We start from the raw sequence: 22,911 nt of genomic DNA, 5'->3' as shown, positions 1-22,911 counted from the left end.
AACCGCCATGACCCGCAGGATCATTCCCATCGCAAACGCCGACCCGGGAGGAGGCGAGGAGGTCGGCCTGTACGAGGCCTCGAAGAAGATCTATCCCCGCACCGTGCGCGGCGTGTTCGCGCGCTGGCGCTGGGCGCTGGTCTTTCTCACGCAGTTCGTGTTCTATGGCATGCCCTGGGTGGAGTGGGGCGGGCGCCAGATGGTGCTGTTCGACCTCGCGGCGCGGCGCTTCTATATCTTCGGGCTGGTGCTCTATCCGCAGGACCTGATCTATCTCTCGGGCCTGCTGGTCATCAGCGCGCTCTCGCTCTTCCTCTTCACCGCGGCGGCGGGGCGGCTGTGGTGCGGCTATGCCTGCCCGCAGACGGTCTACACCGAGATCTTCATGTGGGTGGAGCAGAAGATCGAAGGCAACCGCGTCGCGCGCATGCGGCTGGACGCCGAGCCGATGTCGCTCGAGAAGCTGGTGAAGAAGTGGTTCAAGCACATCGTCTGGATCGGCATCGCGATGTGGACCGGCTTCACCTTCGTGGGCTACTTCACGCCCATCCGCGAGCTCGGCATGGCCTTCCTGCAGACGCAGATGGGTTCGTGGGAGGTCTTCTGGGTGTTCTTCTACGGCTTCGCGACCTACGGCAACGCGGGCTTCATGCGCGAGCAGGTCTGCAAGTACATGTGCCCCTACGCGCGCTTCCAGAGCGCCATGTTCGACCGCGACACGCTGATCGTGAGCTATGACCCAAAGCGCGGCGAACCGCGCGCGCCGCGCCGCAAGGGGCCCGACCCGCGCACGCTGGCGCTGGGCGACTGCATCGACTGCGGCCTGTGCGTGCAGGTGTGTCCCACGGGCATCGACATCCGCCAGGGCCTGCAGTACGAGTGCATCGGCTGCGGTCTCTGCGTGGATGCGTGCGGCACCGTGATGGAGAAGATGGCCTACGCGCCGGGGTTGATCCGCTACGACACGCAGAACGGCATGGAAGCCGGCTGGTCGCGCCGGCAGCTGCTGCGGCGCGTGCTGAGGCCGCGGGTGCTGGTCTACACGGCGATCCTGGCGGTGCTGGTGGCCGGGCTGCTCGCGAGCCTCGTCGTTCGCACGCCGTTCAAGGTCGACGTGGTGCGGGACCGCGCCTCGCTGGCGCGCATCGCCGAGGGCGGGCGGCTGGAGAACGTCTACCGGCTGCAGATCATGAACGCCACCGAGCAGCCGCAGCGCTACCGCATTGCGGCCGTCGGTCTGGAAGGGCTGAGCGTGTCGCCGGACGAGCCGGTGAGTGTCGATGCGGCCCAGTCGCGCTGGGTCGCCGTGCGGCTGCAGGTGCCGTATGGCACCGTGCCCCCTGGTTCTCACGAGGTGCATTTCCGCATCCGCGAGGAGGGCGGCGCAGCGCAGGTTTCCGAGAAAGCGGCCTTCCTGGTGCCGCGCTGAAAGGTCGCAAATGAACGCAGCAGTGACGGATTCATCGATGGACGCGCTGGTGGACAAGCCCTGGTGGCGCCATCCGCTGCTTTGGATGGTGATCGGCGGCCCGCTGGCCGTGATGGTCGCGAGCTGCGCGACCTTCTGGCTCGCATGGCGCAGCCCGGACGCGCTGGTGTCCGAGGACTACTACCGCGAGGGCGTCGAGATCAACAGGACGCTGGCCGCGAAGAGGCTCATGCCCGCGCTGGCCGGACGCAACCATGCGACCACGCCGGCGGAAGACGTGCCGCCGCCGGCCCGGAAGGCGGCGCCATGAACGGCTTCCGCCAGCTCGCGGCCGTCCTCTGGCCCTCCTTCCTGGTGGCCTGCGGCATGGAGGTGCTGGTGTTCGCGCTCATCGATCCCGTCAACACCTTCTGCGGCGCCGACGCGCTGCGCATGTCGCGGCAGGGCATCTACACCGGCGCCTTCTTCGTCTTCTGGCTCATGGCGGCGGCGTCGAGCGCCTGCACGACGCTGCTCGCCGGCCCGCTTGCGCCGGAAGGCTCCAAAGCTTCCCTGGGGACGCCCCTGCAATGACTCCCGCCGCTTCAGCTCCTCTTCCCGTGGCCGCCGCAACCACCGTTGCCACTGTCGACACCGGACCCGTGCCGCTGCCCGTCGACCTGCTGCGCCAGTTCGATGTTCCCGGACCGCGCTACACCTCTTACCCCACGGCGGACCGCTTCGTGGAGGCCTTCGGCGCCGACGAGTACGCGCAGGCGCTGCGCCGCCGGCGCGAGGCTGGCGCGCTGGCGCCGCCGCTGTCGCTGTACGTCCACATCCCGTTCTGCGAATCGCTGTGCTACTACTGCGCGTGCAACAAGATCGTCACCAGGCACCATGAGCGCGGCCGCCAGTACCTGAACGACCTGGCGCGCGAGGCCGAGCTGCAGGCCGCGCAGCTCGGCCGGGGTGCCACGGTCAGCAACCTGCACCTCGGCGGAGGCTCGCCCACCTTCCTGGACGACTCGGAGCTCGGCGAGCTCATGGCGCTGCTGCACCGCTCCTTCGCCTTCGTGCCGGGCGGCGAACGTTCCATCGAGATCGATCCGCGCACGGTGGACGCCCGCCGCCTCTCGAACCTTGCCGTGCTGGGCTTCAACCGCCTGAGCTTCGGCGTGCAGGACTTCGACCCCGCGGTGCAGCAGGCCGTGCACCGCATCCAGCCGGCGCGCCAGGTCTTCTCGTTGATGGCTGCCGCGCGCGAGCTCGGCTTCGAGTCGATCAACGTCGACCTGATCTACGGCCTGCCGCGCCAGGACGACGCTTCGTTCGAGCGGTCGCTGGCGCAGGTCCGCGAGCTGCGGCCCGACCGCATCGCGCTCTACGCCTATGCGCACCTGCCAGAGCGCTTCAAGCCGCAGCGGCGCATTTCCGCCTCGGAGCTGCCGGACGCCGCCGCGCGGGTGCGCATGCTCGCAAGCGCGATAGCGCGGCTCACCGAGGCGGGCTATGTCTACATCGGCATGGACCACTTCGCGCTGCCCGACGATCCGCTTGCCGTCGCGAAGAAGGAAGGGCGGCTGCACCGCGACTTCCAGGGCTACGGCACACGGCCCGAGGGCGACCTGATTGCGCTCGGCGTCTCGGGCATCGGTCGTGTCGGCGCCACCTACAGCCAGAACGCCAAGACCCTGGACGAGTACCGCGATCTCCTGGACCAGGGCCGCCTGCCTGTGGTGCGGGGCCTCGCGCTCTCACGCGACGACCTGCTACGGCGCGAGGTGATCATGGCGCTGATGTGCCGCGGCCGGATCGACTTCGACGCCATGGGAGAGTCGTTCGCCATCGATTTCCGGCGCTACTTCGCCGTCGAGTTCGCGGCGCTCGGGCCGCTGGCCGCCAACGGCCTGGTGCGGCTGAGCGACCACGACCTCGTCGTCACGCAGCAGGGCTGGTTCCTGGTGCGCGCGGTCGCCATGGTGTTCGACCGTTACTGCCGAGCGAACCGCACGCGCTTTTCCCGCGTGGTCTGAGCATGCAGCTCGCGCTTGCCGCAGCCGCGCTGCTCATGGGCCTCGCGGGAGGGCCGCACTGCGTCGCGATGTGCGGCGCGGCTTCGTCGGCGGTGATCCGGATCGTGCCGCTCGCGCCGGCGGGGCAGGGCGCGGCGGCGGCATTCGCGGCGCCCGGCGCGTTCCATCTGGGGCGCATCGCGAGCTATTCGGTCGCGGGCGCCATCGCCGCAGCCAGCGTCGACAGCCTGGCGCTGGCCAGCACCCATGTCGTCGCGCTGCGGCCTCTGTGGGTGCTGCTGCACGTCTTCGTGTTCACCTGGGGCGCGATGCTGGCCGCCACCGGGCGGCAGCCACTGTGGGCGCAGCGCATCGGCCGTTCGCTCGAAGCGCGTCTTCGTCCCCATGCGGGCAGCACCTGGCTGGGCGTGTTCGCCACCGGACTGCTGTGGGTGGCGCTGCCGTGCGGGCTGCTCTATTCGGCGCTGATGCTGGCGGGGCTGGGCAACGGACCGCTGCAGGGGGCGGCGCTGATGGCGCTGTTCGCGATCGGCAGCGGCGTTTCGCTGATCGCCGGGCCATGGCTCTGGCAGCGCCTGCGCCTGGCCGGCAATGGCGGCACGCGCCAGGGCTGGGGTACCAGGATGGCCGGCATGCTGCTGGCCGGCATGGCGGTGCATGCCCTGTGGGCGGATCTCGCCAGGCAGATCGACGCCTGGTGCCGTTGAACGGATCCCGTCGCATCGAGGGGCACCCAAGGGCAGATCGCTCGCCACCACATTGAAGCGGCGCGGCATGCGCCCGCCGGGCTCAGGCGATCGCGTCCAGCAACATCGCCTGGAGCACGAAGCGCCGGTTGTCGGCCAGCGGCATCGCGTTCCCGAGCAGTTCCGCGAGCCGGTCGGCCGGATGGCCCCGCGTTGCGGCCCCGTCGAAGACCGGGATTCCCGCATGCAGGGCAATGTGCCGCACCAGCACGGGGTCGAGGCCCTGGCACTCCACGGCTTCGTAGAGCCGGCCGAGCATGCGCGCCGTGTGCTGCACCTCCTGCGGCGTGCTCGCGCGGGAGAGGCTCGGGCGCATCACCGCCACGTGGGCGCCCAGTTCCTCGGCGGCCCGGCGGAACAGCGCCTGTGCCTCGTCGGCCGGCGCCTCGCACAGCAAGCCCAGGTTCTTGCCGCGCAGCAGCTGGCGCGTGGTGCCGTCCAGCGCCGCGCGCTGGAGGATGCGCGCGTGGCCGAGCAGGCTCGCCACGTTCAACGGGGAGAGCTGGAGTTCGGCCTCGGGACTGCAGGCGTTGTTGGAAGGAGGCATGGCAATGGTCAATGTGCGACCTGCAGAGGCTAAGCCGACCGGAGCCCCCGGACTTGATGCAGGTCAAAGGCGCGGGCGCGAGCGCGTGACCTGCCGCATGCCGCCGGCCGTTGATACACGCCGGACACATTGCATTCACCGAGCGTTACGCGCCGATTCCGGCCGTTGTCATTGCATTGCCCAACGCTTCCTAGCATCCCTGCATCGACACGAGAAGACCACCAAGGAGTCGCAGATGCTCAACGCCGCCATCCCCTCGAAGAACGCCAAGGTCCCGCCCAGCTATGCTGCGGCCGGCATCGGCCGGGACTGCATGGGACAGCAAAGCACCGCCGACACGCTCAAGCTGCTGGGCGAACGGCTCAGGCCGCAGCGCCGCGTCGTGCACACGGGCGACACGATCTACCAGGCGGGCGAGCGCTTCGGCAACCTCTACATCCTGAACTCCGGCTTCTTCAAGATCGTGAATCTCTCGGCCGACGGACGCGAGCAGGTGGTGGGCCTGAAGTTCCGCGGCGACTGGCTCGGCTTCGACGGCATCGCCAGCGGGCGCTACTCGTGCGATGCGGTGGCCATGGACACCGGCGAGATCTGGGTTGTCTCGTACGAAGCCCTGCTGGCGGCCTGCGCCGCGCAACCCGCCTTGCTGCAGGTGCTTCACGCCGCCATGAGCCGCGAGATCGCGCATGACCGCGATTCGCTGATGTCGGTCTGCACGCTGCCGGCCGATGCCCGCGTGGCCGACTTTCTGCGCTACTGGGCGGAAACGCTCGCCGAGCGCGGCATGCGCACCGACGAGATCACCCTGCGCATGACCCGCGCCGAGATCGGTAACTACCTGGGCATGACGCTGGAGAGCGTGAGCCGCGCGCTGTCGCGGCTGGCGCGCGACAACGTCATCGGATTCGCGACCAAGGGGCGGCGCGACGTGCAGATCCCCGACGTGGGAGCCCTGTCGGCCTTCGTGCAGCGCTGCCTCGCGCCCGCGCCGGCCATGCTCCAGTAAGGCCCGCCGCCTGCGCGCTCAGGCGCGGCCGGCCAGCACCCTGGCCATGGCCCGCGTGAGTTCGGAGCGCGTGTAGGGCTTGCGCAGCAGTTCCCAGCCCTGCGGCACCTCGCGGTCGGCGTCCAGCAGTTCCGACGAAAAGCCCGACATCAGCAGCACCGCCAGTTGCGGAAGACGCTGCTGGATCTCGGCGGCCAGCCGGGTGCCGCGCATGCCGGCACCCAGCGCGATGTCGCTCAACAGCAAGTCGAAGGGGCCGGCGCCCGCGTCGAGCGCGGACAGCGCCTGCTCGGCCGTGGCGGCGGTGAAGACCTCGCAGCCCAGCGTGGAAAGGAAGGTGTGCACCACCTTGCGGACCTCCGCGTCGTCCTCGACCAGCATCACGCGAAGGCCGGCCGGAATGGTCTCGTCGGTCGGCTCTTCCGCCATGACGGCCGGCCGGGCCTCCTCCTGCTGCGGCAGATAGAGCGTCACCGTGGTGCCCTGGCCGGCCTTGCTGTCGATCGCGACCGCGCCGCGCGACTGGTTGACGAAACCGTACACCGTGCTCAGGCCCAGGCCGGTGCCGCGGCCGGCCTCCTTGGTGGTGAAGAAGGGCTCGAATGCGCGTTCCTTCACTTCCTCGGACATGCCCGTGCCGCTATCGGCGATGGAGATGGCGACGAAGCGCGCGGGAGCAGCCGATGCATCGCCCTGCGGTTCGTTGTTGCGCTGGCCGCGCAGCGCCGCCGGCAAGGGCCCGCACGGCTCGGTGCGAAAGCGCAGCGTGCCGCCCTCGGGCATGGCGTCGCGCGCATTGATCGCGATGTTGAGCAGCGCCGACTCCAGCTGCCCCGGGTCGGCCACCACGGGCGGACAGCCGGCGGCAGTGTCGATCTCGATGCGGATGCGCTGGTCGAGCGTGCGGCGCAGCATGTCGGCCAGCGAGTGCAGCAGCGCGCGGGTGTCGACCGCGCTCGGCTGCAGCACCTGGCGGCGCGAGAAGGCCAGCAGCTTGCCGGTGAGCTCTGCGCCGCGTCGCGTGGCACGAGCCGCGGCCGCCAGCAGCTGCTGCGCATAGGCGTCCTGCGCGAGCACCGGCAGTTCCTCGAGCACCTGGAGATTGCCCTGGATCACGGTCAGCAGGTTGTTGAAGTCGTGCGCGATGCCGCCCGTGAGCTGCCCGACGCTTTCGAGCCGCTGCGAATGGTTGAGGGCCTCCTCGGTCTGCACGCGCTGCAGGCTGGTGGCGAGCAGGCTGGAGAGCGACTCCAGGAAGCGCACTTCCTCGTCGCCGAAGCGCCTGGATTCCTTCGAGCGAACCGACAGCATGCCGATCACGCGCCCCCGGTCGGACAGCGGCACCGCGAGCGCGCTGACCAGGCCGGCATCGAGGTAGGCCGGCGGCACGTGGAAGCGGTCTTCCCGGGCGTAGTCCTGCACCACGACCGGCCGGCCCTGGGAGAACACGAAACCCGGCGGCGTGTCGGGCCGGTTGGCGATGCGTGCGCCGATCTCCTCTTCGGCGACCAGCCCGACGCCGCTGGCCACGCGGAACTCGAGGCGGGCGCCGTCGAGCAGCCACACCATCGCGACCTCGGCCTGCAGCGCGGTGGTGATGATGGCCGGCACGTGCTCGAGCACCACCTGCAGGTCGCGCGTGTCGACCGCCAGCCGGCCCAGCTGCGCCAGGTGCTCGCTGTAGCGCGCCCGCTGCAGCGCCTGCTTCACGCGGGGGTAGGCGCCGATGTCCCGGATGGCGGCCACCACGAACGGCAGGCCGTGGCTCTGCAGCGGGCTGAGCGCGATCTCGACCATGACCTCGCTGCCGTCCTTGCGCTTGGCCACGAGCTCCATGTGGGTGCCCATGGGGCGGGAGCGGGGAGCATGCCCGTAAGCCTCGCGGTACGAGGCGTGGCGCGGGCGGATGCTGTCGGGCACCAGCACGTCGACATCCAGGCCCACCAGCTCGTCCACCGCGTAGCCCAGCAGCGCGGCCGCCGAGGGATTGGCCAGCATGATGCGGCCGGAGCGGTCCACCACCAGCAGCGAATCGGGGTAGGCGACGAAGAGCGAGCGGAACACGCTGCCTTCGTCGAAGCCCTCGAAGCCTGTCGCCGCCCTCGGCGGGGGCGCGCCGGCGGCGGCATCCTGGGGCTTGCCGGTGGCTTCAGCCATTGGAGACCGGCGGCACCAAGATGTAGCCCGCGCCCCGTACCGACTTGATGAGCTGCGGGTCTTCCGCATCCGTCTCGATCTTCCTGCGCAGGCGGCCGACCTGCACGTCGATCGTGCGATCGAAGGGCGTCGCCTCGCGACCGCGCGTCTGCTCGAGCAGGAAGTCGCGCGAGAGCACGCGCCCCGGATGGCGGGCAAAGGCCTGCAGCAGGTCGAACTCGCCGCCGGTCAGGGCCACCTCCTCGCCTTGCGGATTCCTGAGGCTGCGCGCGGCCGTGTCGAGCTGCCAGCCGGCGAAGCGCAGCCTGCCGGACGAGCCCGTGGCGGCGGAGGCAGGCACCTCGGGCGCGATCCGCCGCAGGACCGCCTTCACGCGAGCCACCAGTTCGCGCAGGTCGAAGGGCTTGGTCACGTAGTCGTCGGCGCCCACCTCGAGGCCCACGACCTTGTCCACCGCATCGCCCCTGCCCGTGACGATGACGAGGCCGCAGCGGAAGCTCTCGCGCAGCCGGCGTGCGATGGAGAAGCCGTCTTCGCCGGGCAGGCCCAGGTCGAGCAGCACGAGGTCCGCCGGGTCGGCGCCCATCAGCGACATGAGCGCCCGTCCGTCGTGGACCTGGGTGACGCGGAAACCGTGGCTCTGGAGGTAGTTGGCCAGCAGCAGCGTGATGTCAACCTCGTCGTCGAGCACCGCAATGTGGGAGGCTTGTTTCATGCGATGGCGGGAAGAAAATGGAATGCGGGTGTCGTGGGCACCCTGTATCAACGGGAGCGTAGCACGCACGCTGCGCCGCGGCCCCCCCTGGAAGCCCGGTGGAGGGCAGGGTGCCAGGCCATGGCGCAAGAGTGAGCGCGGCATGTTGACGTGCATCAAGGCCGTTGCCGGGCGCGCTGCGCAGAATCGCGCGCACAGTTCACGAGGTATCCATGTACTCATTGCTTCATTCCGGCGCGCTCGATCTTCCATGGTGGGGCACGGCGCTGGCCGCGCTGGCGCTCACGCACGTCACGATCGCTTCGGTCACCATCTTCCTGCACCGCCACCAGGCGCACCGCGCGCTCGAGCTGCATCCGGCGGCGAGCCATTTCTTCCGCTTCTGGCTGTGGCTGACCACCGGCATGGTCACGCGGGAATGGGCCGCCGTTCACCGCAAGCACCACGCGAAATGCGAAACCCCGGAAGACCCGCACAGCCCCCAGGTACACGGGCTCAACCGCGTGCTGTGGAGCGGTGTGCTCCTCTACATGCGCGAGGCGAGGCAGGCCGAGACGCTGGAACGCTACGGCCACGGCACGCCCGACGACTGGCTCGAGCGCAGGCTCTATTCGAAGCACAAGATCCTCGGCATCGTGCTGATGGGCCTCGTGGACATGGCGCTCTTCGGCGTGGTGCCGGGCGGGCTGGTCCTGCTTGTGCAGATCGCATGGATTCCGTTCTGGGCGGCCGGTGTCGTCAACGGCATCGGCCATTACTGGGGCTACCGCAACTGGCCCGCGCGCGACGCCAGCACGAACATCTTCCCGGTGGGCATCCTGATCGGCGGCGAGGAGCTGCACAACAACCACCATGCCTTTCCCGCCTCGGCCAAGCTCTCGAACAGGTGGTTCGAGTTCGACATCGGCTGGCTCTACATCCGCGTGCTGCAGGCCTTGGGGCTCGCCAGGGTGAAGCACGTGGCGCCCGTGCCGCGCCTGGTCGCGCCGAAGGCGAACGTCGACCTCGCGACGGTGCAGGCCGTCATCCGCTGCCACTACGACGTTCTGTCGAACTACACGCGTTCGCTGAAGAAGGCCTGCGTGGCCGAACTCGGCCGCCTGCGCCGCATGTCCCCGGAAGCCGCGCGTGCGCTGAAGGCGGTGAAGCCATGGCTCGGCAAGAACCAGGCGCTGCTCGGTCCGTCCCGCTACAGGCAGGTGGTGCAGGCCTTGAATGCATCGCAGGCGCTGGCCACCATGTACGCGATGCGCGCGGAGCTCACGGCCTTGTGGAGCCGTTCCGCGGCCACCGGCGACCAGCTCGCCAGGCAGCTGCAGGACTGGTGCCAGCGCGCGGAGGCGAGCGGCATCGCGCCCCTGGCCGATTTTTCGCGCCGCCTGCGTTCCTATGCCTGAGCGAGGCCATGCCGAGGAGATGCGAATGAAGAGTGCAGGAATACCCCTCGCGGATACCCGACCCAAGGAGACATCTCGCATGGCCAAGGACAGCTTCTCCGGAACCCCGACGGCACCGGCGCCGGCGCCCCTGGACGCGCGCTACCTCCAGGCGGCGATGGACTGGCAGATCGCCGTCGGCCGCAGCGTTCTGCTCGCGCAACGAGCTCAGTGGGAAATGTTCGCGGCCTGGCAGCGCGCAACGGCAGCCGCCCAGCGCGAGCTCATGGACCAATGGATCTGCCGGTTCGGCGGTGGCGTGCCGCTGGATGGCTAGGCGAGAGAGCACCCGGTCCAACCCACATCGTCCTTTCGCGCCGGATGCGGCGCGCCGCTCAGCGAGGCATTCATGAACTTCAGAACCATCCTCGTCCACCTGGACCCATCGACCCGCTGCCCCGAGCGCGCTGCGTTGGCGGCACGGTGGGCGCGCTCGCACGAGAGCCACCTGACCGGGTTGATACCCACCGGCCTCCACGACGGCGTGATTCCCGCCAGTGCCATCGCCACCGGCATGACCGACTACATCGCCGAGTCCGCCGACTACCTGCGACGGCGCGCCGAGGGCATCGCGCGGGAGTTCAGGCAGGGCATTGCCGCGTCCGGGCCGCTGTCGTACGAGGTGCAGCTGGTCGACGGCCTCACGGTGGACGCCGTGGTTCGCTACGGGCATGCGAGCGACCTGGTGGTGCTTGGCCAGAGCGACGATTCGAACCGTGGAGACACCACGGTGCATGGTCTTGCCGAGCAGGTGCTGATGGAAGTGGGCAGGCCGGTGCTGGTCGTTCCGTCGGCGGGTGAGTTCTCCGGCGTGCCGAAGAGCGTCGTTGTGGCCTGGGACGGCTCGCGCGAGGCGGCCGTGGCCCTGCACGCGGCATTGCCGGCGCTGCGCGGCGCGCGAGTCACGCTCCTGTCGCTGCGCCATCCGCGCGACGAGGAAGACGCGCAGCGGCTGCTGCTGCCCGAGGTGATCCAGTTCCTGCTGCGCCACGGCGTGCAGGCGCGCGCGGAGTCGGAAGTGACGGAGACCGGCATCGCCGATGCGCTGCTGTCGAGGGTCGCCGAGCTGGGTGCCGCGCTTCTGGTGATGGGCGGCTACGGCCATTCGCGCCTGCGCGAAAAGATACTGGGGGGCGTGACGCAGCAGATCCTCGCGCAGATGACAGTGCCGGTTCTTGTCGCGCATTGAGCCGCGCCGGGGGCCGGCGGCGCCATCTCGCGGTTTCAGCGCTTCGGCATCCCCCGGCGGACAGCCCCCTCGCTCACTGGCTGGCCAGTTCCCCGCTCGGCAGGGTGAAGCGCTCATGTTCCGTCTTCGCGCTCTCGGGCGCGCGCACCAGCAGCACCGGCACGGGCGACATGCGCAGGATGTGCTCCGCGCTGCTGCCCATGACCCAGCGGCCGATGCCCCTGCGGCCGTGGGTGCCGATGACGATCAGCTCGGCCTTCCAGGCCTGCGCTGCGGCAATGAGCTGGTCGTGCACGGTGCCCTTGAAGCTGTCGAGCAGCACGATGTCTGCTTCCACGGCTTCGGCCGCAGCCTTGGCGCGCGCGTCCTCGAGCAGTTTCCTGGCGTTGCCGCGCAGCTCCTCGAGCCAGTTGCCGGCGTAGCCCGCATAGGCGTCCATCGCGAGGGCGAACGACAGTTCGTCGATGACATGCGCCACCCGCAGGCATCCGCCCGTGAGCTTCGCGAGCTCGATGGCCTCGGCCAGGCCGCGCGCGGACGTGGAACTGCCGTCGATGGGCACAAGAATTCGCTGGTACATGGCACGACTCCGGTCTGTTGATTGGATCGCTCCAGTATCCGGAGGGCCGGCGCGCGCGGCTTGACATTGATCAAACCCGCAAGCCGTGGCTGGCTGGGGTTTGATCTGGAACAAGGCCGCGCGCCATGAAAGAGCGACCCTCGGTGCATGCACAGGAAGACCCTCATGCCCCACGCCACCATCCGCATCATCCGCCAGGAGCATGCGGCGCTCGCCGCCATGCTGCGTTCCATCGTCATGCTGCTCGAGCAGCACCGCAGGAAAGGCACGCTGCCCGACTTCGCGACGCTCAGGGCCATGCTCTTCTACGTGGACGAATTTCCCGAGAAGCGCCATCACCGCAAGGAAACGGAGTTGCTGTTTCCGAAGCTGCGCGCCAGGACGCCGATCTCGCGCGACCTGCTCGACAAGCTCGACGGCGACCATGCCAAAGGCGAGCGCAGGATCCGCAACGTGGAGCACGCGCTGCTCGCGTTCGAGATGCTCGGCGAATCGAGGCGCGAGGACTTCGAGCGCACGGTGGAGGAGTACGTCGACTTCTACCTGGACCACATGGCGCAGGAGGAGCGGGAGATCCTGCCGCTGGCCGAGCGCGTGCTGACGGAAGACGACTGGCGCGACCTGGACGAGGCCTTCGCGCAGAACCGTGATCCGATGACCGGGCATGTGCCGGACCTCGAGTACAGCGCGCTCTTCACGCGCATCGTCAACGTCGTTCCGGCGCCCATCGGGCTGGGGCCGGCCCTCTAGGCCGGCGCGGCCTTGCGCTGCATCAAGGGCGGGGACGGAGGTCGGGGCGAGCATCGGGGCACGGGGGAAACGTCCCGCCGAAGGAACCCATCATGAAGATCCTGCTCGCTGTCGACGGCAGCGACTACACCGACCGCATGCTGACCTACCTGACCACGCACAAGGCATGGTCGAATGCGGGCCACGCCTTCACGGTCTTCCACGCGGTGCTGCCTGTGCCGCACCGCGCCGCGGCCTTCGCGGGACCGGAGGTCGTGCATGGCTACTACGAAGACGATGCGCGGATGGTGCTCGAGCCCGTGCGCGAGCTGCTGACCCGCAACGGCATCCAGGCGCACTTCGAGCACCGGGTAGGACATCCGGCGGAGGAAATCGCCTCGCTCGCGCAGAAGGGGCAGTTTGATCTCGTCATCATGGGATCGAGAGGCCAGGGCGCCCTGGCAAGCCTGGTGCTGGGATCGGTCGCCACCAAGGTGCTGGCGGCGTGCTCCGTGCCGGTTTTGCTGGTGGGCTGATGAAAGCCGCCGTCACGCGGAGTGCGATCGCAGCCGTCCTCGGCGCGTTCGCGCTCGCCAGCGGAACGGGGGCGTGGTCGCAGGCGCGGTCATGCCTGGAGCGGGTGCAGACCGCGCCGCAGGCCGCCGATTTCGCGGCCGCCGCGGCGCGGCAGTCGCCGGCGGTGGTGAGCATCATGGTCACGGAGAACGGCAGCGAGCGGCCGGTCGCCGGCGAGATGCGGCCTTCCATGCCATGGGAAAGAGGTTGGGGGCGGGGCTTCGCGTCGGGGTTCATCATTGGCAACGACGGATACATCCTGACCAGTGCGCACGCCGTGGCCGGCGCCCAGGCCATCTCCGTCGTCACCGCCGACCAGCGTCGCTTCGACGGCGAGGTGGTGGGAGTCGATCGGGTCAGCGATGTTGCCTTGCTGAAAGTCCCTGCTTCCGGCCTACCGGTCGTCGTCCTGGGCCGCGGCAGCGACCTGTGTCCCGGCGAGCGGGTGGCCGCGATGGGGGCACCGTTCGGCTTCGAGCGCAGCGTGACGGCCGGCGTGGTGAGCGCCAATCCACGCTACATACCCGGGGGAAGCGGAGTGCCGTTGATCCAGACCGATGTGGCCCTCAATCCAGGCAACTCGGGCGGGCCGCTTTTCGACGAACGGGGTGAAGTGGTGGGCATGAACTCGATGATCTACTCCCCTGGCGGGGGGTATTTCGGCATGTCGTTCAGCCTGCCCATCGATACGGTGATGCGTGTCGCCAACGAACTTCGCGCGACCGGGCACGTGAGGCGGGGACACATTGGCGCCCGTACCCAGCCTCTGACTCCAGAGCTGGCACCGGCTTTCGGCCTTGCTTCCACCCAGGGAGCGTTGGTTGTACGAGTCGACCCGGGCAGCCCGGCCGCGGAGGCGGGGCTTCGCAGCGGCGACGTGGTGCTGGCCGTCGGGGCCGACGTCCCAATGGGCTACGCCGACATACAGAACCACGTGGCGGCAGCGCACAAGGGCAACCGCATCACGCTGAAGGTCTGGCGTCACAGGGCGCCGCTGATGGTGCAGGTGGACGTGGCCGAGAACCCACCCGATGTCTCGCCCAGGCCGGCCGGGCGTTCCGCCGCGCAGGAAACGCGCTTCGGACTGGAACTCGCGGAACGCAAGGGGGTGCTGGGCATCAGCCTGCCTTCTCCGGGACTCTACGTGCAGTCGGTCTCGGGCTCGGCCCAGCTGGCGGGGCTGCGATATGGCGACATGCTGATCGCGGTCAACGACGTGGAAGTGGCCAGCCTGGCGGACTTCGACGCGGCGATCCGCTCCGTGCGGGAGAGCGACACCGTGGCGCTGCTGGTCTTGCGCGGTTCGGCTCGAAGCTACGTGCCGATTCTCCCGCGCAGTGCGCCGCGTGCCCCGGTTGCTCGGCGCGCAGGCGATGAAGCCGTGCCGACTCCTTGAGGCTGCCGTGATGATGAACGAGTCGACCAGTTGCGGCGTCCTGGTGTTCGATACGGCAGGGCAACTGCTGCTCTGCCACGCAAGCGACAGCCGCTACTGGGACATCCCCAAGGGCGCGATGGAAGGGCTGGAGCAGGCGGCACAGGCAGCGGCTCGAGAGGCCGCCGAGGAATGCGGTCTTGCGCTGTCGCCGGGGCAGTTGAGGGAACTCGGTTTGTTTCCGTATCGCAAGGGCAAGAAGCTCCGGCTCTTCGCGGTGCTGGTGCGGCACTTCGAGCCGAAGACCTGTGTGTGCTCCAGCTTCTACACCGACCGGCATGGACGGCGGCGGCCCGAGATGGACGGATTCCGCTGGGCCTGCTTCGAGCAATTGCCGAAGCTCTGCGCGCCCAGCCTCGTCGCGGTGCTGACGCAGTCGCTTTCGCTGGCCGGCATTCACGGGCAGTTGTTGTACGAAGTCGGGCCTGTCGACGCGGCACCTGGTTCATGCGGATCTTGCGCAATTGATATTGCGCAAGGGCGTGGGCAGCCGATCGTTCAAGAATGACTTCGGGCCGTCCCAACCATCCCCACGAGGCTTCCATGAACATCACATCGAACGCGGTCTTGCAAGTTCTTGGCTTCTGCATCGCGACGCTTCTTGCCACCGTCGTCCTCGTGCTGGCGGGTCTGAACGAGCGCGATGCGGCGTCCCGGAGTTCGGTCTCCACCTCGCAAACAATGAAAGACCCACGATGAAATCCAACCGTCGCATCTTCATGCTGACCCTTGCCGCCTCCGGCGCTGCCGCTTGCGTTTCCAGTTCCTTCGCGCAGGCCGTGCTCGATGAAAAGGATCCGCAGGCTGCGGCCCTCGGCTATGTCGCCGACTCGACCAGGGCCGATGCAAAGAAGTACCCGAAGCACGAGAACGCACAGCTGTGCAACGGCTGCGCACTCTGGCAATCCAGGCCGGCGGACGCGCAGGGAAACTGCGCGTTGTTTGCCGGAAAACAGGTGAATGCGAAGGGCTGGTGCAGCGCCTGGGCCAGGAAGAGCTAGCACGCGAGCAGGGCGGGCCGGCGGTGACCGCAATCGCTCGACACATTGCGGGCCGGCTGATCGGTGCGGTGGAGTGCGCTCGGCGATATGGCTCGATTTCCATGAACTATGGCTCAACCAAGGCAGCGCGTGGCCGACGCACCGGCTCCCTCCTGCGGACGATCACACAGCCGCGGTCCTGCCCGGACTCCTGAGCAGGCTCACCACGCTCCCAACCATGGCCGCCAACGCAGCCATTGCCAGTCCAAGATGCACGGCGCTGTGCGAGGGCAGCAGCCCGAACATCAGGCTCATCGCCAGGCTGCCGAGCGTCAGCCCCGTGAGCCGCGCTGTCCCTTGCGCGCCGCCGGCTGCGCCGCTGCGCTCCTTGGGCGCTGAAAGCAGCATGTTCTGGTTGTTGGGTGTCTGGAAGAGTCCGAAGCCGAAGCCAGCGAGGCTCGTGAAGACCGCGATAGGCAGGGCGGGGTTGCCGTGGATCGGCCACAGCGCGCACAGTGCCAAGCCGGTCGCGAGGAACGCGCCCCCGGCCGCGCAGAGCCAGGCCGTCGGTACTCGCTGGGCCAGGCGCGCGGACAGTGGTGCGGCCAGCATCACAGCAAGGGGCCAGGGGGTCAACAGGAGGCCGGTGGTCGCGGTGCTCTGACCCAGCTCGTGCTGGATGTAGAAGGGCAGTGCCACGTAGCTCGCCATCTGGCCGGTGAAGCAGCAGACAGAGGCGATGACCGAGATGCGGAAGGAGTGCACGCGCAGCAGGTCGAGCGGTACGAGGGGCGCCTTCTTCGTCATCTCGCGGCGCACCAGAAGCAGCATGCAGGCGATGGACAGCCCGAGCAGCGCGCCGCCGTGCAACAGGTTCGAAGGCAGCCGGTCGCTTCCGAGCACGAAGGAAGCGAACATGATCGCGTTGAGGGCGATGCTCCAGAGGTCGATGCGGTCCTGGGACGGTGCAGGGCGCGGCAATTTCGCGCAGGCCGCCAGCACGAGGATGCCGATCGGAAGGTTTACCGCGAAGAGCCACGGCCAGCTCGATGTGGAGAGGATGAAGGCGCCCACGGAGGGGCCCGCCGCGGTGGCACCTGCGATCGTGAGCGCGTTCCAGCCAATCGCGCGCGCCAGCAGCCGGCGTGGATAGGTGAAGCGCAGCAGCGCCAGGCCAAGCGGCATCACCGCCGCGGCGCCCAGCCCCTGAAGGCATCTCGCGGCCACGAGCCACGGCAGCGATGGGGACAGCGCGCACAGCACCGATGCCGCGGTGAACAGCGCGACGCCTCCGGCGAACACGCGGTGATAGCCCAGCCTTGCTCCGATGGCCGAGGCGGGCAGGAGAAACATCACGACCGCCAGCTGATAGGCCGTGATGATCCACACCGCATCTGCGGGCGTCGCATGCAATTGCCGGGAGATGCTCGGCAGCGCGACGTTGGCGATCGCGCCGTCGAGCACGACGAGAGTACCCGCACCCAGGATGGCGGCGATGGCTGCGATGCGCTGCCGCAACGGCAGGCCATCGGCATCGTTCGCGGCATCGGGTCCGGCGGAGCGCGGGTCGATGGAAGAGGATTGGCTGGCGCGGAGAGGAGGTGAGAGCAACATGGGAGTGGCCTGAAGAGACGCTCGATTGCGTCGGCTCAGAATAGGACGCCATGACGCATCGGCCCAGAGCGCCGCGCGCAGGTTGTTCCTGCACGCCGCGCCTGTTCGGGTGTGGGCGGCTGTGCTAGCGTCAGGCATGCCGGACGCCGACCTCAACCTGCTGACCGCGTTGAACGCACTGCTTTCCGAAGGCAACGTCGCCAAGGCCGCCGAGCGCATGGGCCTGAGCGAATCGGCCATGAGCCGCACCCTGGCGCGGCTGAGGGATGCGACCGGGGATCAATTGCTGGTGCGGGCGGGGCGCGGCATGGTACCCACGCCGCATGCGCTCGCATTGCGCGACCGTGTGAGGGAGCTGGTGCAGGAGTCGCATGCGGTCCTCCAACCCGCCGATGCGAGCGTGGACCCGCGCTCGCTCCAGCGCCTCTTCACCATACGGGCCAACGACGGTTTCATCGAAGCCTTCGCCCATGTGCTGGTGGCACGCATCGCACAGGAGGCTCCGGGCGTCCGCCTGCGCTTCGCGCCCAAGCCCGACAAGGACGTGCGCCCGTTGCGGGAGGGGCTGATCGATCTCGATGTCGGTGTCCTGGGCGAGTCGGGGCCGGAGGTTCGCATCCAGGCGCTCTACCGGGACCGGTTCATCGCGGCGGTGCGCGAAGGCCATCCTCTGCTGGCCGAAGCCGAGATCACCCCCGAGCGCTACGCCGCCTGCGACCACGTGGTCACTTCCCGCCATGGCCGCACGGAGGGCCCCGTAGACGTGGCTCTCGCGGCAATGGGACTGGCGCGCAACGCCGCGGTGGTCGTGCCCAGCTTCGGCACCGCGTTGTCGATCGCGGCGGCGACCGATCTGGTCGCGCTGATACCGGCCTCGTACTTCGAGCGCCTGAGAGCGCAGAGCACGCTGCGTTCGTTCCCGCTGCCCGTGCCGGCGGAGCAGATCACCATCTCGCAGATGTGGCACCCGCGCCTCGACCGGGACCCCGCGCATCGATGGCTGCGCGGGATGGTGCTGGCGTTGTGCCGCTCGCCTGAAGATTCGTTCTGAGGGGCCGCCTGAGCTCGCTCGCCTCTACTTTTCCTGCTGCGTGATGAAGCGCTCTGCGCAGTTTCTCGGGGCACGATCCGCTGGCACATATCAGGCGGACATCAGGTGGACTGGCTCTCGCTCTTCAGAAAATCGACAAAGGCTCGCAGCGGCGCCGGCATGTGCGTGCGGCTCGGGTAGTACAGGAACGGCCCCGAAAAGCTCTGCCACCAGTCCTCCAGAACAGGCGCCAGCGTGCCCCGTTCGATGGAAGGGCGCAGGTACTCGTCGAAGGTGTAGATCACGCCCAGGCCCGACTCGGCGGCGTGCAGTTCCAGGTCGAGCATCGACGCGATCAGCGGTCCGCTCGGCGTGATCTTCACCGCCTTTCCTTTGCGCACGAAGCCCCAGGCCGCGAGCACGCCGCTCGGAAAGCGATGGCCGATGCAGGCGTGCTGCAGCAGGTCGGTCGGGTGCTTCGGCACGCCGTGCGCGGCGAGGTAGCCCGGCGATGCCGCGGCCACGAAGCGCTGCGTGCGCGGGCCCAGGGGCACGGCGATCATGTCGCGGGCGATGCTCTCGTCGTAGCGCACGCCCGCGTCGAAGCCTGCCGCGAGCACGTCGATGAAGGTGTCGTTGGTCGTGATCTCCAGCGTGATGCCCGGGTGCGCGCGCAGGAAGCGGCTGGCCAGCGGCGGCAGCACGCGCTGGGCCACGATGGTCGGCACGTTGAGCCGCAGGGTGCCGGTGGGGCTGTCGCGAAAGCTGTTGAGCGTGTCGAGCGCACCGGCGATGTCGTCCAGCGCGGGCGAGATGCGGTCGAGCAGGCGCTGGCCCGCTTCGGTCGGCGTCACGCTGCGCGTGGTGCGGTTCAGCAGGCGCACACCCAGTTGCGCTTCGAGCCGCCGCATCGCCTCGCTGAGCGAGGAGGGCGACACGCCTCGCAGGGCGGCCGCGCCCCGGAAACCGCGCGCACGGGTGACGGCCACGAAGGCCCCCAGGTCGGAGAGATCGGGTTCGGTCATCACCAGATTGTGCGGTTTTCCGCACAACCCGTGCGGTGGAGGACGGATTATCGAACGGGTCGTTTGCTTCCAGACTACCGCCATGCCGTTCGCCATCGCGTCCGGCTCTCCTGAAAGGACAGCACCAATGAACACACTCCAACTCGGCGCCACCGGCCCCAAGGTTTCCGCCATCGGCCTCGGCTGCATGGGCATGTCGGGCATGTACGGCCCCTCCGACCGCGTGGAAAGCATCGCCACCATCCACGCTGCCATGGACGCGGGCATCACGCTGCTCGATACCGGCGACTTCTACGGCAGCGGCCATAACGAGATGCTGATCGGCGAAGCGCTCAGGGGCCTGAAGCCCTCGCAGCGCGACGCGGCGCTGCTCAGCGTGAAGTTCGGCGCCATGCGCGATCCGGCCGGCGGCTGGGTCGGCTATGACGCGCGGCCGGCGGCAGTGAAGAACTTCGCGACCTACTCGCTGCAACGCCTGGGCGTGGACCACATCGACATCTACCGTCCCGCGCGGCTCGATCCGAACGTGCCGATCGAGGAGACGGTGGGCGCCATCGCCGACCTGGTGAAGGCGGGCTACGTGCGTCACATCGGCCTCTCGGAAGTGGGTTCGATCAACATCCGCAAGGCGGCGGCGGTACACCCGATCTGCGACCTGCAGATCGAGTATTCGCTGATCTCGCGCGGGATCGAGGACGACATCCTCGCGACCTGCCGCGAGCTGGGCATCGGCATCACCGCATACGGCGTGCTGTCGCGCGGCCTGATCAGCGGGCACTGGCAGAAGGACGCCGCGGGCGAGAAGGATTTCCGCGCGCACAGCCCGCGCTTCCAGGGCGAGAACGTGGAGCGCAACCTCGCGCTAGTCGAGGCGCTGCGCAAGATCGCCGAGGCGAAGGGCGTGACCGTGGCGCAGATCGCCATCGCATGGGTGGCCGCGCAGGGCGACGATATCGTGCCGCTGGTCGGCGCGCGGCGGCGCTCGCGGCTTGACGAGGCGCTCGGCGCGCTGAACGTGAAGCTGGGGCCCGACGATTTCGCGGCCATCGAGCGTGCGGTGCCGAAGGGCGCCGCCGCCGGCGACCGCTATGCCGCAGCACAGATGGCGAGCCTGGACAGCGAATCGCGCCGCGCCTGAAGCGGGGGGAAGCTGACCAGGGCCGAAGTCGACGGTGCTACCGCCAACAGGGGACCCTGACGCTTCGGCAGCACAAGGCACCGCGGACCGCGTCTTGGCGGCCTCGCGATGCCCTGTGCGCACGACGGCCAGCGAATCCGCCGAGGCTACTTCAACGCTGAAATCTCCCGGCTCTTGATGAGCCGCGAGCGCAGCACATTGCGGCTGATGCCCAGCAGCTTGGCAGCCTGCACCTGGTTGCGGTGGCAGAACTCGAAGGCGGTGCGCATCACGGTCTCCTCGATCTGTTCGAACATCTGCTCGTTCGGCTCGTTGAAGAGGTCTCGCAGCACCGCCTCCAGCGCCTGCTGCGGCGTGGCGCTCGCCGGGGGCTCGTCGTCGGGCGGGCGCCGCTGGATGTTCAGCGAGGACAGGTGCAGATGCTCCGCACCCAGCACGCCGTTCTGGCAGATCAGCAGCGCGTGGTGGATCACGTTCTCCAGTTCGCGGATGTTGCCGGGCCAGCCGTGTTCGCCCAGCTTCTGCTCGGCGCTCGCGTCGAGGCGCACCGGTCCGTAGCCCAGGCGCTGGCGGTATTCCTCGATGAAGTGCCGCGCCAGCGGCAGGATGTCGCCGGGCCGCTCGCGCAGCGTCGGCAGCGCGAGGTGCACCACGTGCAGCCGGTAGAACAGGTCTTCGCGGAAGTTGCCAGCGGCCACCGCGTCCTGCAGCCGCACGTTGGTGGCGGCCACCACGCGGACGTCGATGGGTACGCTCCTGCGCGAGCCCAGCCGAACCACCTCGCGTTCCTGCAGCACGCGCAGCAGCTTCACCTGGATCGACAGCGGCAGGTCGCCGATCTCGTCGAGGAAGAGCGTGCCGCCGTTGGCGGCCTCGAACCATCCCGCCTTGGCCGAGAACGCGCCGGTGAACGCGCCCTTCTCGTGGCCGAAGAGCTCGCTCTCGACCAGGCTTTCGGAGAAGGCGCCGCAGTTCACGGCCACGAAGGGCTTTCCGCTGCGCCGGCTGAGGTCGTGCACGTGCCGCGCGATCAGTTCCTTGCCGGTCCCTGTCTCTCCGATGATGAGCACGTTGGCGTCGCTGGGCGCCACCATGCGGATGCGTTCGAGCAGCGCGGCCGAGCGCGGGTCCTGGAACACCTGAGCGGTGGCGCGGATCGAGGTGGTGAGCTTGCGGGGGTTGGGCAGCGTGAGCAGCGTGGACGGTGCGGACGGCGCGGTGGGATCCCAGTCCTCGCCCGGGGATGCGTCGGCCGGCGGCAGCACTGCGAGAGGGCGGGTGTAGGCGGTCATGAATAGAAGGTCGGTACGGGGTATTGCTGCTTGAGGGCCCATTCGCCGAGCTCGCGCAGCTTGTAGGCCACGGGGTCGTGCAGGGACTGGGTGCGCAGGTTGCGCCAGTGGCGGTCCAGCCGCAGGCCGCCGTGCGTGGCGCGCGCGCCGGCCACGTCGAACATGCGCGTACAGATGTCCAGGCCCGTGTTCGTCGCTGCGACCTTGGCGGTGGCCACGGCCACCGCGACTTCGCCGCGCTCGGGTTCGGTCAGCGCGGGGCCACGCCGCCAGGCCGCATCGAGCCGGTCGGCCGCGCGATCGGCCAGCGCGCGCACGCTCTCCAGGCCGACCCAGAAGTCGCCGTAGTGGCCGAGCACGTAGGGGTCCTCGTGCATCTGCGCCACCTTGGCCGCATGCCAGGGGCGCGACTCGTGCAGCGTGTAGTGCTTCGCATCGTCGAAGGCTCCTTCCGCAATGCCGAGGTAGATGTTGGCCAGCACGAGCTGCGACACCAGCGGCCGCAGGCAGGCGAATGGCGTCGAGAGCGGGCCCGGATCGGCCAGCACCTCGTGATGCTCGACGCGCACCTTCTCGAAGGTCACGCTGCCGCTGTCGGTCTGGCGCTGCCCGATGTTGTTCCAATCGGGCGCGACGAAGATGCCCGAGCGGCCGGTGGGCACTGCCGCGACGATGAAGGCGCCGCTGCCTTCCTCGCGCGCCGACGCGATCAGCATCTCGGAGTCGAGCGCGCCCGAGCAGAAGCTCTTCTGCCCGGTGAATTCGCGCCAGCCCTCGTGCGCGCTCGACACCGTGCGGTCGTCCAGCGGATTGAGCGCATTGCCCCAGAACCACCGCCGCCGCGCGGTCTGCTCGAACCACGGCTGCCATTGCGTGGGCCGCGCGAAGAGCCGCACCGTGGCAAGCATCAGGTGATGGAAGCCGAACACGTGCGCGAGCGAGCTGTCGGCCTGCGCGAGCAGGCGCACGACGTCGAGCGTCTCCCGCCAGTCCGCACCGCCGCCGCCGAATTCGCGCGGAATGCTCAGCGCGAGCAGGCCGCTCTCGCGCAGTGCATCCCGCTCGGCCTTGGGCGTGCCGCCGCGCTCGTCGCGCTCGACGGCGGTCGCCGCGAAGCGCTGCATCAGGTCGCGGGCAATGTCGCGAGGCGATTCGGAAACCGGAATGGAAAGAACTGAACTCACGCAGACCCTCGGTGATGTGCAGGCAGCAGGGTTGCTGCGCCAGCAGCATGTTGGAGGCTGCCTTGCGCGCCGCCAACGATGCGATCCGTAT

General features: G+C 68.9%; 25 protein-coding genes. 17 read left to right on the top strand and 8 right to left on the bottom strand.

The features are described 5' to 3' along the window. The first annotated feature begins 7 nt into the window (after positions 1-7). The 5 genes from ccoG to FHT32_RS18810 are packed head-to-tail and all read left to right on the top strand — an operon-like array spanning position 8 to position 4,148. Positions 8-1,429 carry a cytochrome c oxidase accessory protein CcoG gene (gene ccoG / locus FHT32_RS18830; RefSeq protein WP_176666141.1) on the top strand — a complete coding sequence of 474 codons (1,422 nt, stop codon included), beginning with the start codon at positions 8-10 and terminating at the stop codon, positions 1,427-1,429. 10 nt (positions 1,430-1,439) lie between these two features. Continuing rightward, entirely contained in the window at positions 1,440-1,739 is a 300-nt protein-coding gene (locus tag FHT32_RS18825) for a FixH family protein (RefSeq protein WP_176666140.1), read from the top strand. Beyond that, on the top strand, positions 1,736-2,002 hold the full coding sequence (locus FHT32_RS18820) for a hypothetical protein (protein WP_176666139.1): 267 nt from the start codon (positions 1,736-1,738) through the stop codon (positions 2,000-2,002). Before FHT32_RS18825 ends, FHT32_RS18820 begins: the two co-directional genes overlap by 4 nt. After that, positions 1,999-3,441, top strand: a complete 1,443-nt coding sequence (gene hemN / locus FHT32_RS18815) for an oxygen-independent coproporphyrinogen III oxidase (RefSeq protein WP_176666138.1) — start codon at positions 1,999-2,001, stop codon at positions 3,439-3,441. The genes FHT32_RS18820 and hemN overlap by 4 nt, the downstream gene beginning before the upstream one ends. A 2-nt stretch (positions 3,442-3,443) precedes the next feature. Next, the gene (locus FHT32_RS18810; RefSeq protein ID WP_176666137.1) at positions 3,444-4,148 is read left to right on the top strand and encodes a sulfite exporter TauE/SafE family protein; all 705 of its coding nucleotides are present in this window, start codon (positions 3,444-3,446) and stop codon (positions 4,146-4,148) included. An 82-nt stretch (positions 4,149-4,230) separates the two neighbouring features. Here the strand turns inward: FHT32_RS18810 and FHT32_RS18805 are convergent, their stop codons facing one another. Continuing rightward, entirely contained in the window at positions 4,231-4,734 is a 504-nt protein-coding gene (locus FHT32_RS18805) for an ornithine carbamoyltransferase (RefSeq protein WP_176666136.1), read from the bottom strand. 235 nt (positions 4,735-4,969) lie between these two features. Between FHT32_RS18805 and FHT32_RS18800 the strand changes: the two genes are divergently transcribed. After that, positions 4,970-5,740 (top strand): Crp/Fnr family transcriptional regulator, encoded by a 771-nt coding sequence (locus FHT32_RS18800; RefSeq protein ID WP_176666135.1) that lies wholly within the window; start codon positions 4,970-4,972, stop codon positions 5,738-5,740. An 18-nt stretch (positions 5,741-5,758) separates the two neighbouring features. Here the strand turns inward: FHT32_RS18800 and FHT32_RS18795 are convergent, their stop codons facing one another. Both FHT32_RS18795 and FHT32_RS18790 read right to left on the bottom strand, forming a co-directional pair. Next, complete coding sequence (locus FHT32_RS18795; protein WP_176666134.1) at positions 5,759-7,897, bottom strand: GAF domain-containing protein; 2,139 nt, start codon at positions 7,895-7,897, stop codon at positions 5,759-5,761. After that, positions 7,890-8,612 (bottom strand): winged helix-turn-helix domain-containing protein, encoded by a 723-nt coding sequence (locus FHT32_RS18790; protein WP_176666133.1) that lies wholly within the window; start codon positions 8,610-8,612, stop codon positions 7,890-7,892. The genes FHT32_RS18795 and FHT32_RS18790 overlap by 8 nt, the downstream gene beginning before the upstream one ends. A gap of 212 nt (positions 8,613-8,824) precedes the next feature. Here FHT32_RS18790 and FHT32_RS18785 point away from each other — a divergent pair, with 212 nt between their 5' ends. The 3 genes from FHT32_RS18785 to FHT32_RS18775 all read left to right on the top strand — a co-directional run bounded on the left by FHT32_RS18785 (position 8,825) and on the right by FHT32_RS18775 (position 11,237). Next, the gene (locus FHT32_RS18785; protein ID WP_176666132.1) at positions 8,825-10,009 is read left to right on the top strand and encodes a fatty acid desaturase; all 1,185 of its coding nucleotides are present in this window, start codon (positions 8,825-8,827) and stop codon (positions 10,007-10,009) included. Positions 10,010-10,088: 79 nt separating this feature from the next. Then, positions 10,089-10,325 carry a hypothetical protein gene (locus tag FHT32_RS18780; RefSeq protein ID WP_176666131.1) on the top strand — a complete coding sequence of 79 codons (237 nt, stop codon included), beginning with the start codon at positions 10,089-10,091 and terminating at the stop codon, positions 10,323-10,325. 72 nt (positions 10,326-10,397) lie between these two features. Then, positions 10,398-11,237, top strand: a complete 840-nt coding sequence (locus tag FHT32_RS18775; protein ID WP_176666130.1) for a universal stress protein — start codon at positions 10,398-10,400, stop codon at positions 11,235-11,237. Positions 11,238-11,310: 73 nt separating this feature from the next. On the opposite strand, the gene FHT32_RS18770 is transcribed toward FHT32_RS18775, so the two are convergent. Further along, complete coding sequence (locus FHT32_RS18770) at positions 11,311-11,817, bottom strand: universal stress protein (protein ID WP_176666129.1); 507 nt, start codon at positions 11,815-11,817, stop codon at positions 11,311-11,313. 165 nt (positions 11,818-11,982) lie between these two features. On the opposite strand from FHT32_RS18770, the gene FHT32_RS18765 reads away from it, so the two are divergent. The 6 genes from FHT32_RS18765 (at position 11,983) to FHT32_RS18740 (ending at position 15,558) form a co-directional block, all read left to right on the top strand. Next, complete coding sequence (locus tag FHT32_RS18765; protein WP_176666128.1) at positions 11,983-12,567, top strand: hemerythrin domain-containing protein; 585 nt, start codon at positions 11,983-11,985, stop codon at positions 12,565-12,567. 92 nt (positions 12,568-12,659) lie between these two features. After that, positions 12,660-13,082 carry a universal stress protein gene (locus FHT32_RS18760; RefSeq protein ID WP_176666127.1) on the top strand — a complete coding sequence of 141 codons (423 nt, stop codon included), beginning with the start codon at positions 12,660-12,662 and terminating at the stop codon, positions 13,080-13,082. Continuing rightward, a complete protein-coding gene (locus tag FHT32_RS18755) occupies positions 13,082-14,518 on the top strand; it encodes a trypsin-like peptidase domain-containing protein (RefSeq protein WP_176666126.1) in 1,437 nt (478 codons plus the stop codon). The genes FHT32_RS18760 and FHT32_RS18755 overlap by 1 nt, the downstream gene beginning before the upstream one ends. A 10-nt stretch (positions 14,519-14,528) precedes the next feature. Then, positions 14,529-15,065: an NUDIX domain-containing protein gene (locus FHT32_RS18750; protein ID WP_256099057.1), complete on the top strand. Its 537-nt coding sequence runs from the start codon at positions 14,529-14,531 to the stop codon at positions 15,063-15,065. Between the two features lie 35 nt (positions 15,066-15,100). After that, positions 15,101-15,256, top strand: a complete 156-nt coding sequence (locus FHT32_RS18745) for a hypothetical protein (RefSeq protein WP_176666125.1) — start codon at positions 15,101-15,103, stop codon at positions 15,254-15,256. A 20-nt stretch (positions 15,257-15,276) separates the two neighbouring features. After that, positions 15,277-15,558 carry a high-potential iron-sulfur protein gene (locus FHT32_RS18740; protein WP_256099056.1) on the top strand — a complete coding sequence of 94 codons (282 nt, stop codon included), beginning with the start codon at positions 15,277-15,279 and terminating at the stop codon, positions 15,556-15,558. Between the two features lie 162 nt (positions 15,559-15,720). On the opposite strand, the gene FHT32_RS18735 is transcribed toward FHT32_RS18740, so the two are convergent. Continuing rightward, on the bottom strand, positions 15,721-17,151 hold the full coding sequence (locus FHT32_RS18735; RefSeq protein ID WP_176666123.1) for an MFS transporter: 1,431 nt from the start codon (positions 17,149-17,151) through the stop codon (positions 15,721-15,723). A gap of 136 nt (positions 17,152-17,287) precedes the next feature. Between FHT32_RS18735 and FHT32_RS18730 the strand changes: the two genes are divergently transcribed. Then, positions 17,288-18,202: a LysR family transcriptional regulator gene (locus FHT32_RS18730; protein WP_176666122.1), complete on the top strand. Its 915-nt coding sequence runs from the start codon at positions 17,288-17,290 to the stop codon at positions 18,200-18,202. A gap of 101 nt (positions 18,203-18,303) precedes the next feature. On the opposite strand, the gene FHT32_RS18725 is transcribed toward FHT32_RS18730, so the two are convergent. Then, a complete protein-coding gene (locus FHT32_RS18725; RefSeq protein ID WP_176666121.1) occupies positions 18,304-19,206 on the bottom strand; it encodes a LysR family transcriptional regulator in 903 nt (300 codons plus the stop codon). Positions 19,207-19,333: 127 nt separating this feature from the next. Between FHT32_RS18725 and FHT32_RS18720 the strand changes: the two genes are divergently transcribed. Beyond that, on the top strand, positions 19,334-20,344 hold the full coding sequence (locus tag FHT32_RS18720; RefSeq protein WP_176666120.1) for an aldo/keto reductase: 1,011 nt from the start codon (positions 19,334-19,336) through the stop codon (positions 20,342-20,344). Between the two features lie 146 nt (positions 20,345-20,490). Here the strand turns inward: FHT32_RS18720 and FHT32_RS18715 are convergent, their stop codons facing one another. Both FHT32_RS18715 and FHT32_RS18710 read right to left on the bottom strand, forming a co-directional pair. Continuing rightward, positions 20,491-21,636 carry a sigma-54-dependent Fis family transcriptional regulator gene (locus tag FHT32_RS18715; RefSeq protein WP_176666119.1) on the bottom strand — a complete coding sequence of 382 codons (1,146 nt, stop codon included), beginning with the start codon at positions 21,634-21,636 and terminating at the stop codon, positions 20,491-20,493. Beyond that, complete coding sequence (locus FHT32_RS18710) at positions 21,633-22,760, bottom strand: acyl-CoA dehydrogenase family protein (protein ID WP_218088322.1); 1,128 nt, start codon at positions 22,758-22,760, stop codon at positions 21,633-21,635. Before FHT32_RS18710 ends, FHT32_RS18715 begins: the two co-directional genes overlap by 4 nt. Positions 22,761-22,911: the final 151 nt, after the last annotated feature.

This window comes from Variovorax sp. SG517, from assembly GCF_013376045.1.
Classification (GTDB): Bacteria; Pseudomonadota; Gammaproteobacteria; order Burkholderiales; family Burkholderiaceae_C; genus Variovorax.
Note: the sequence above shows the minus strand (reverse complement) of the source record. Positions and strands in the feature narration are given on the sequence as shown.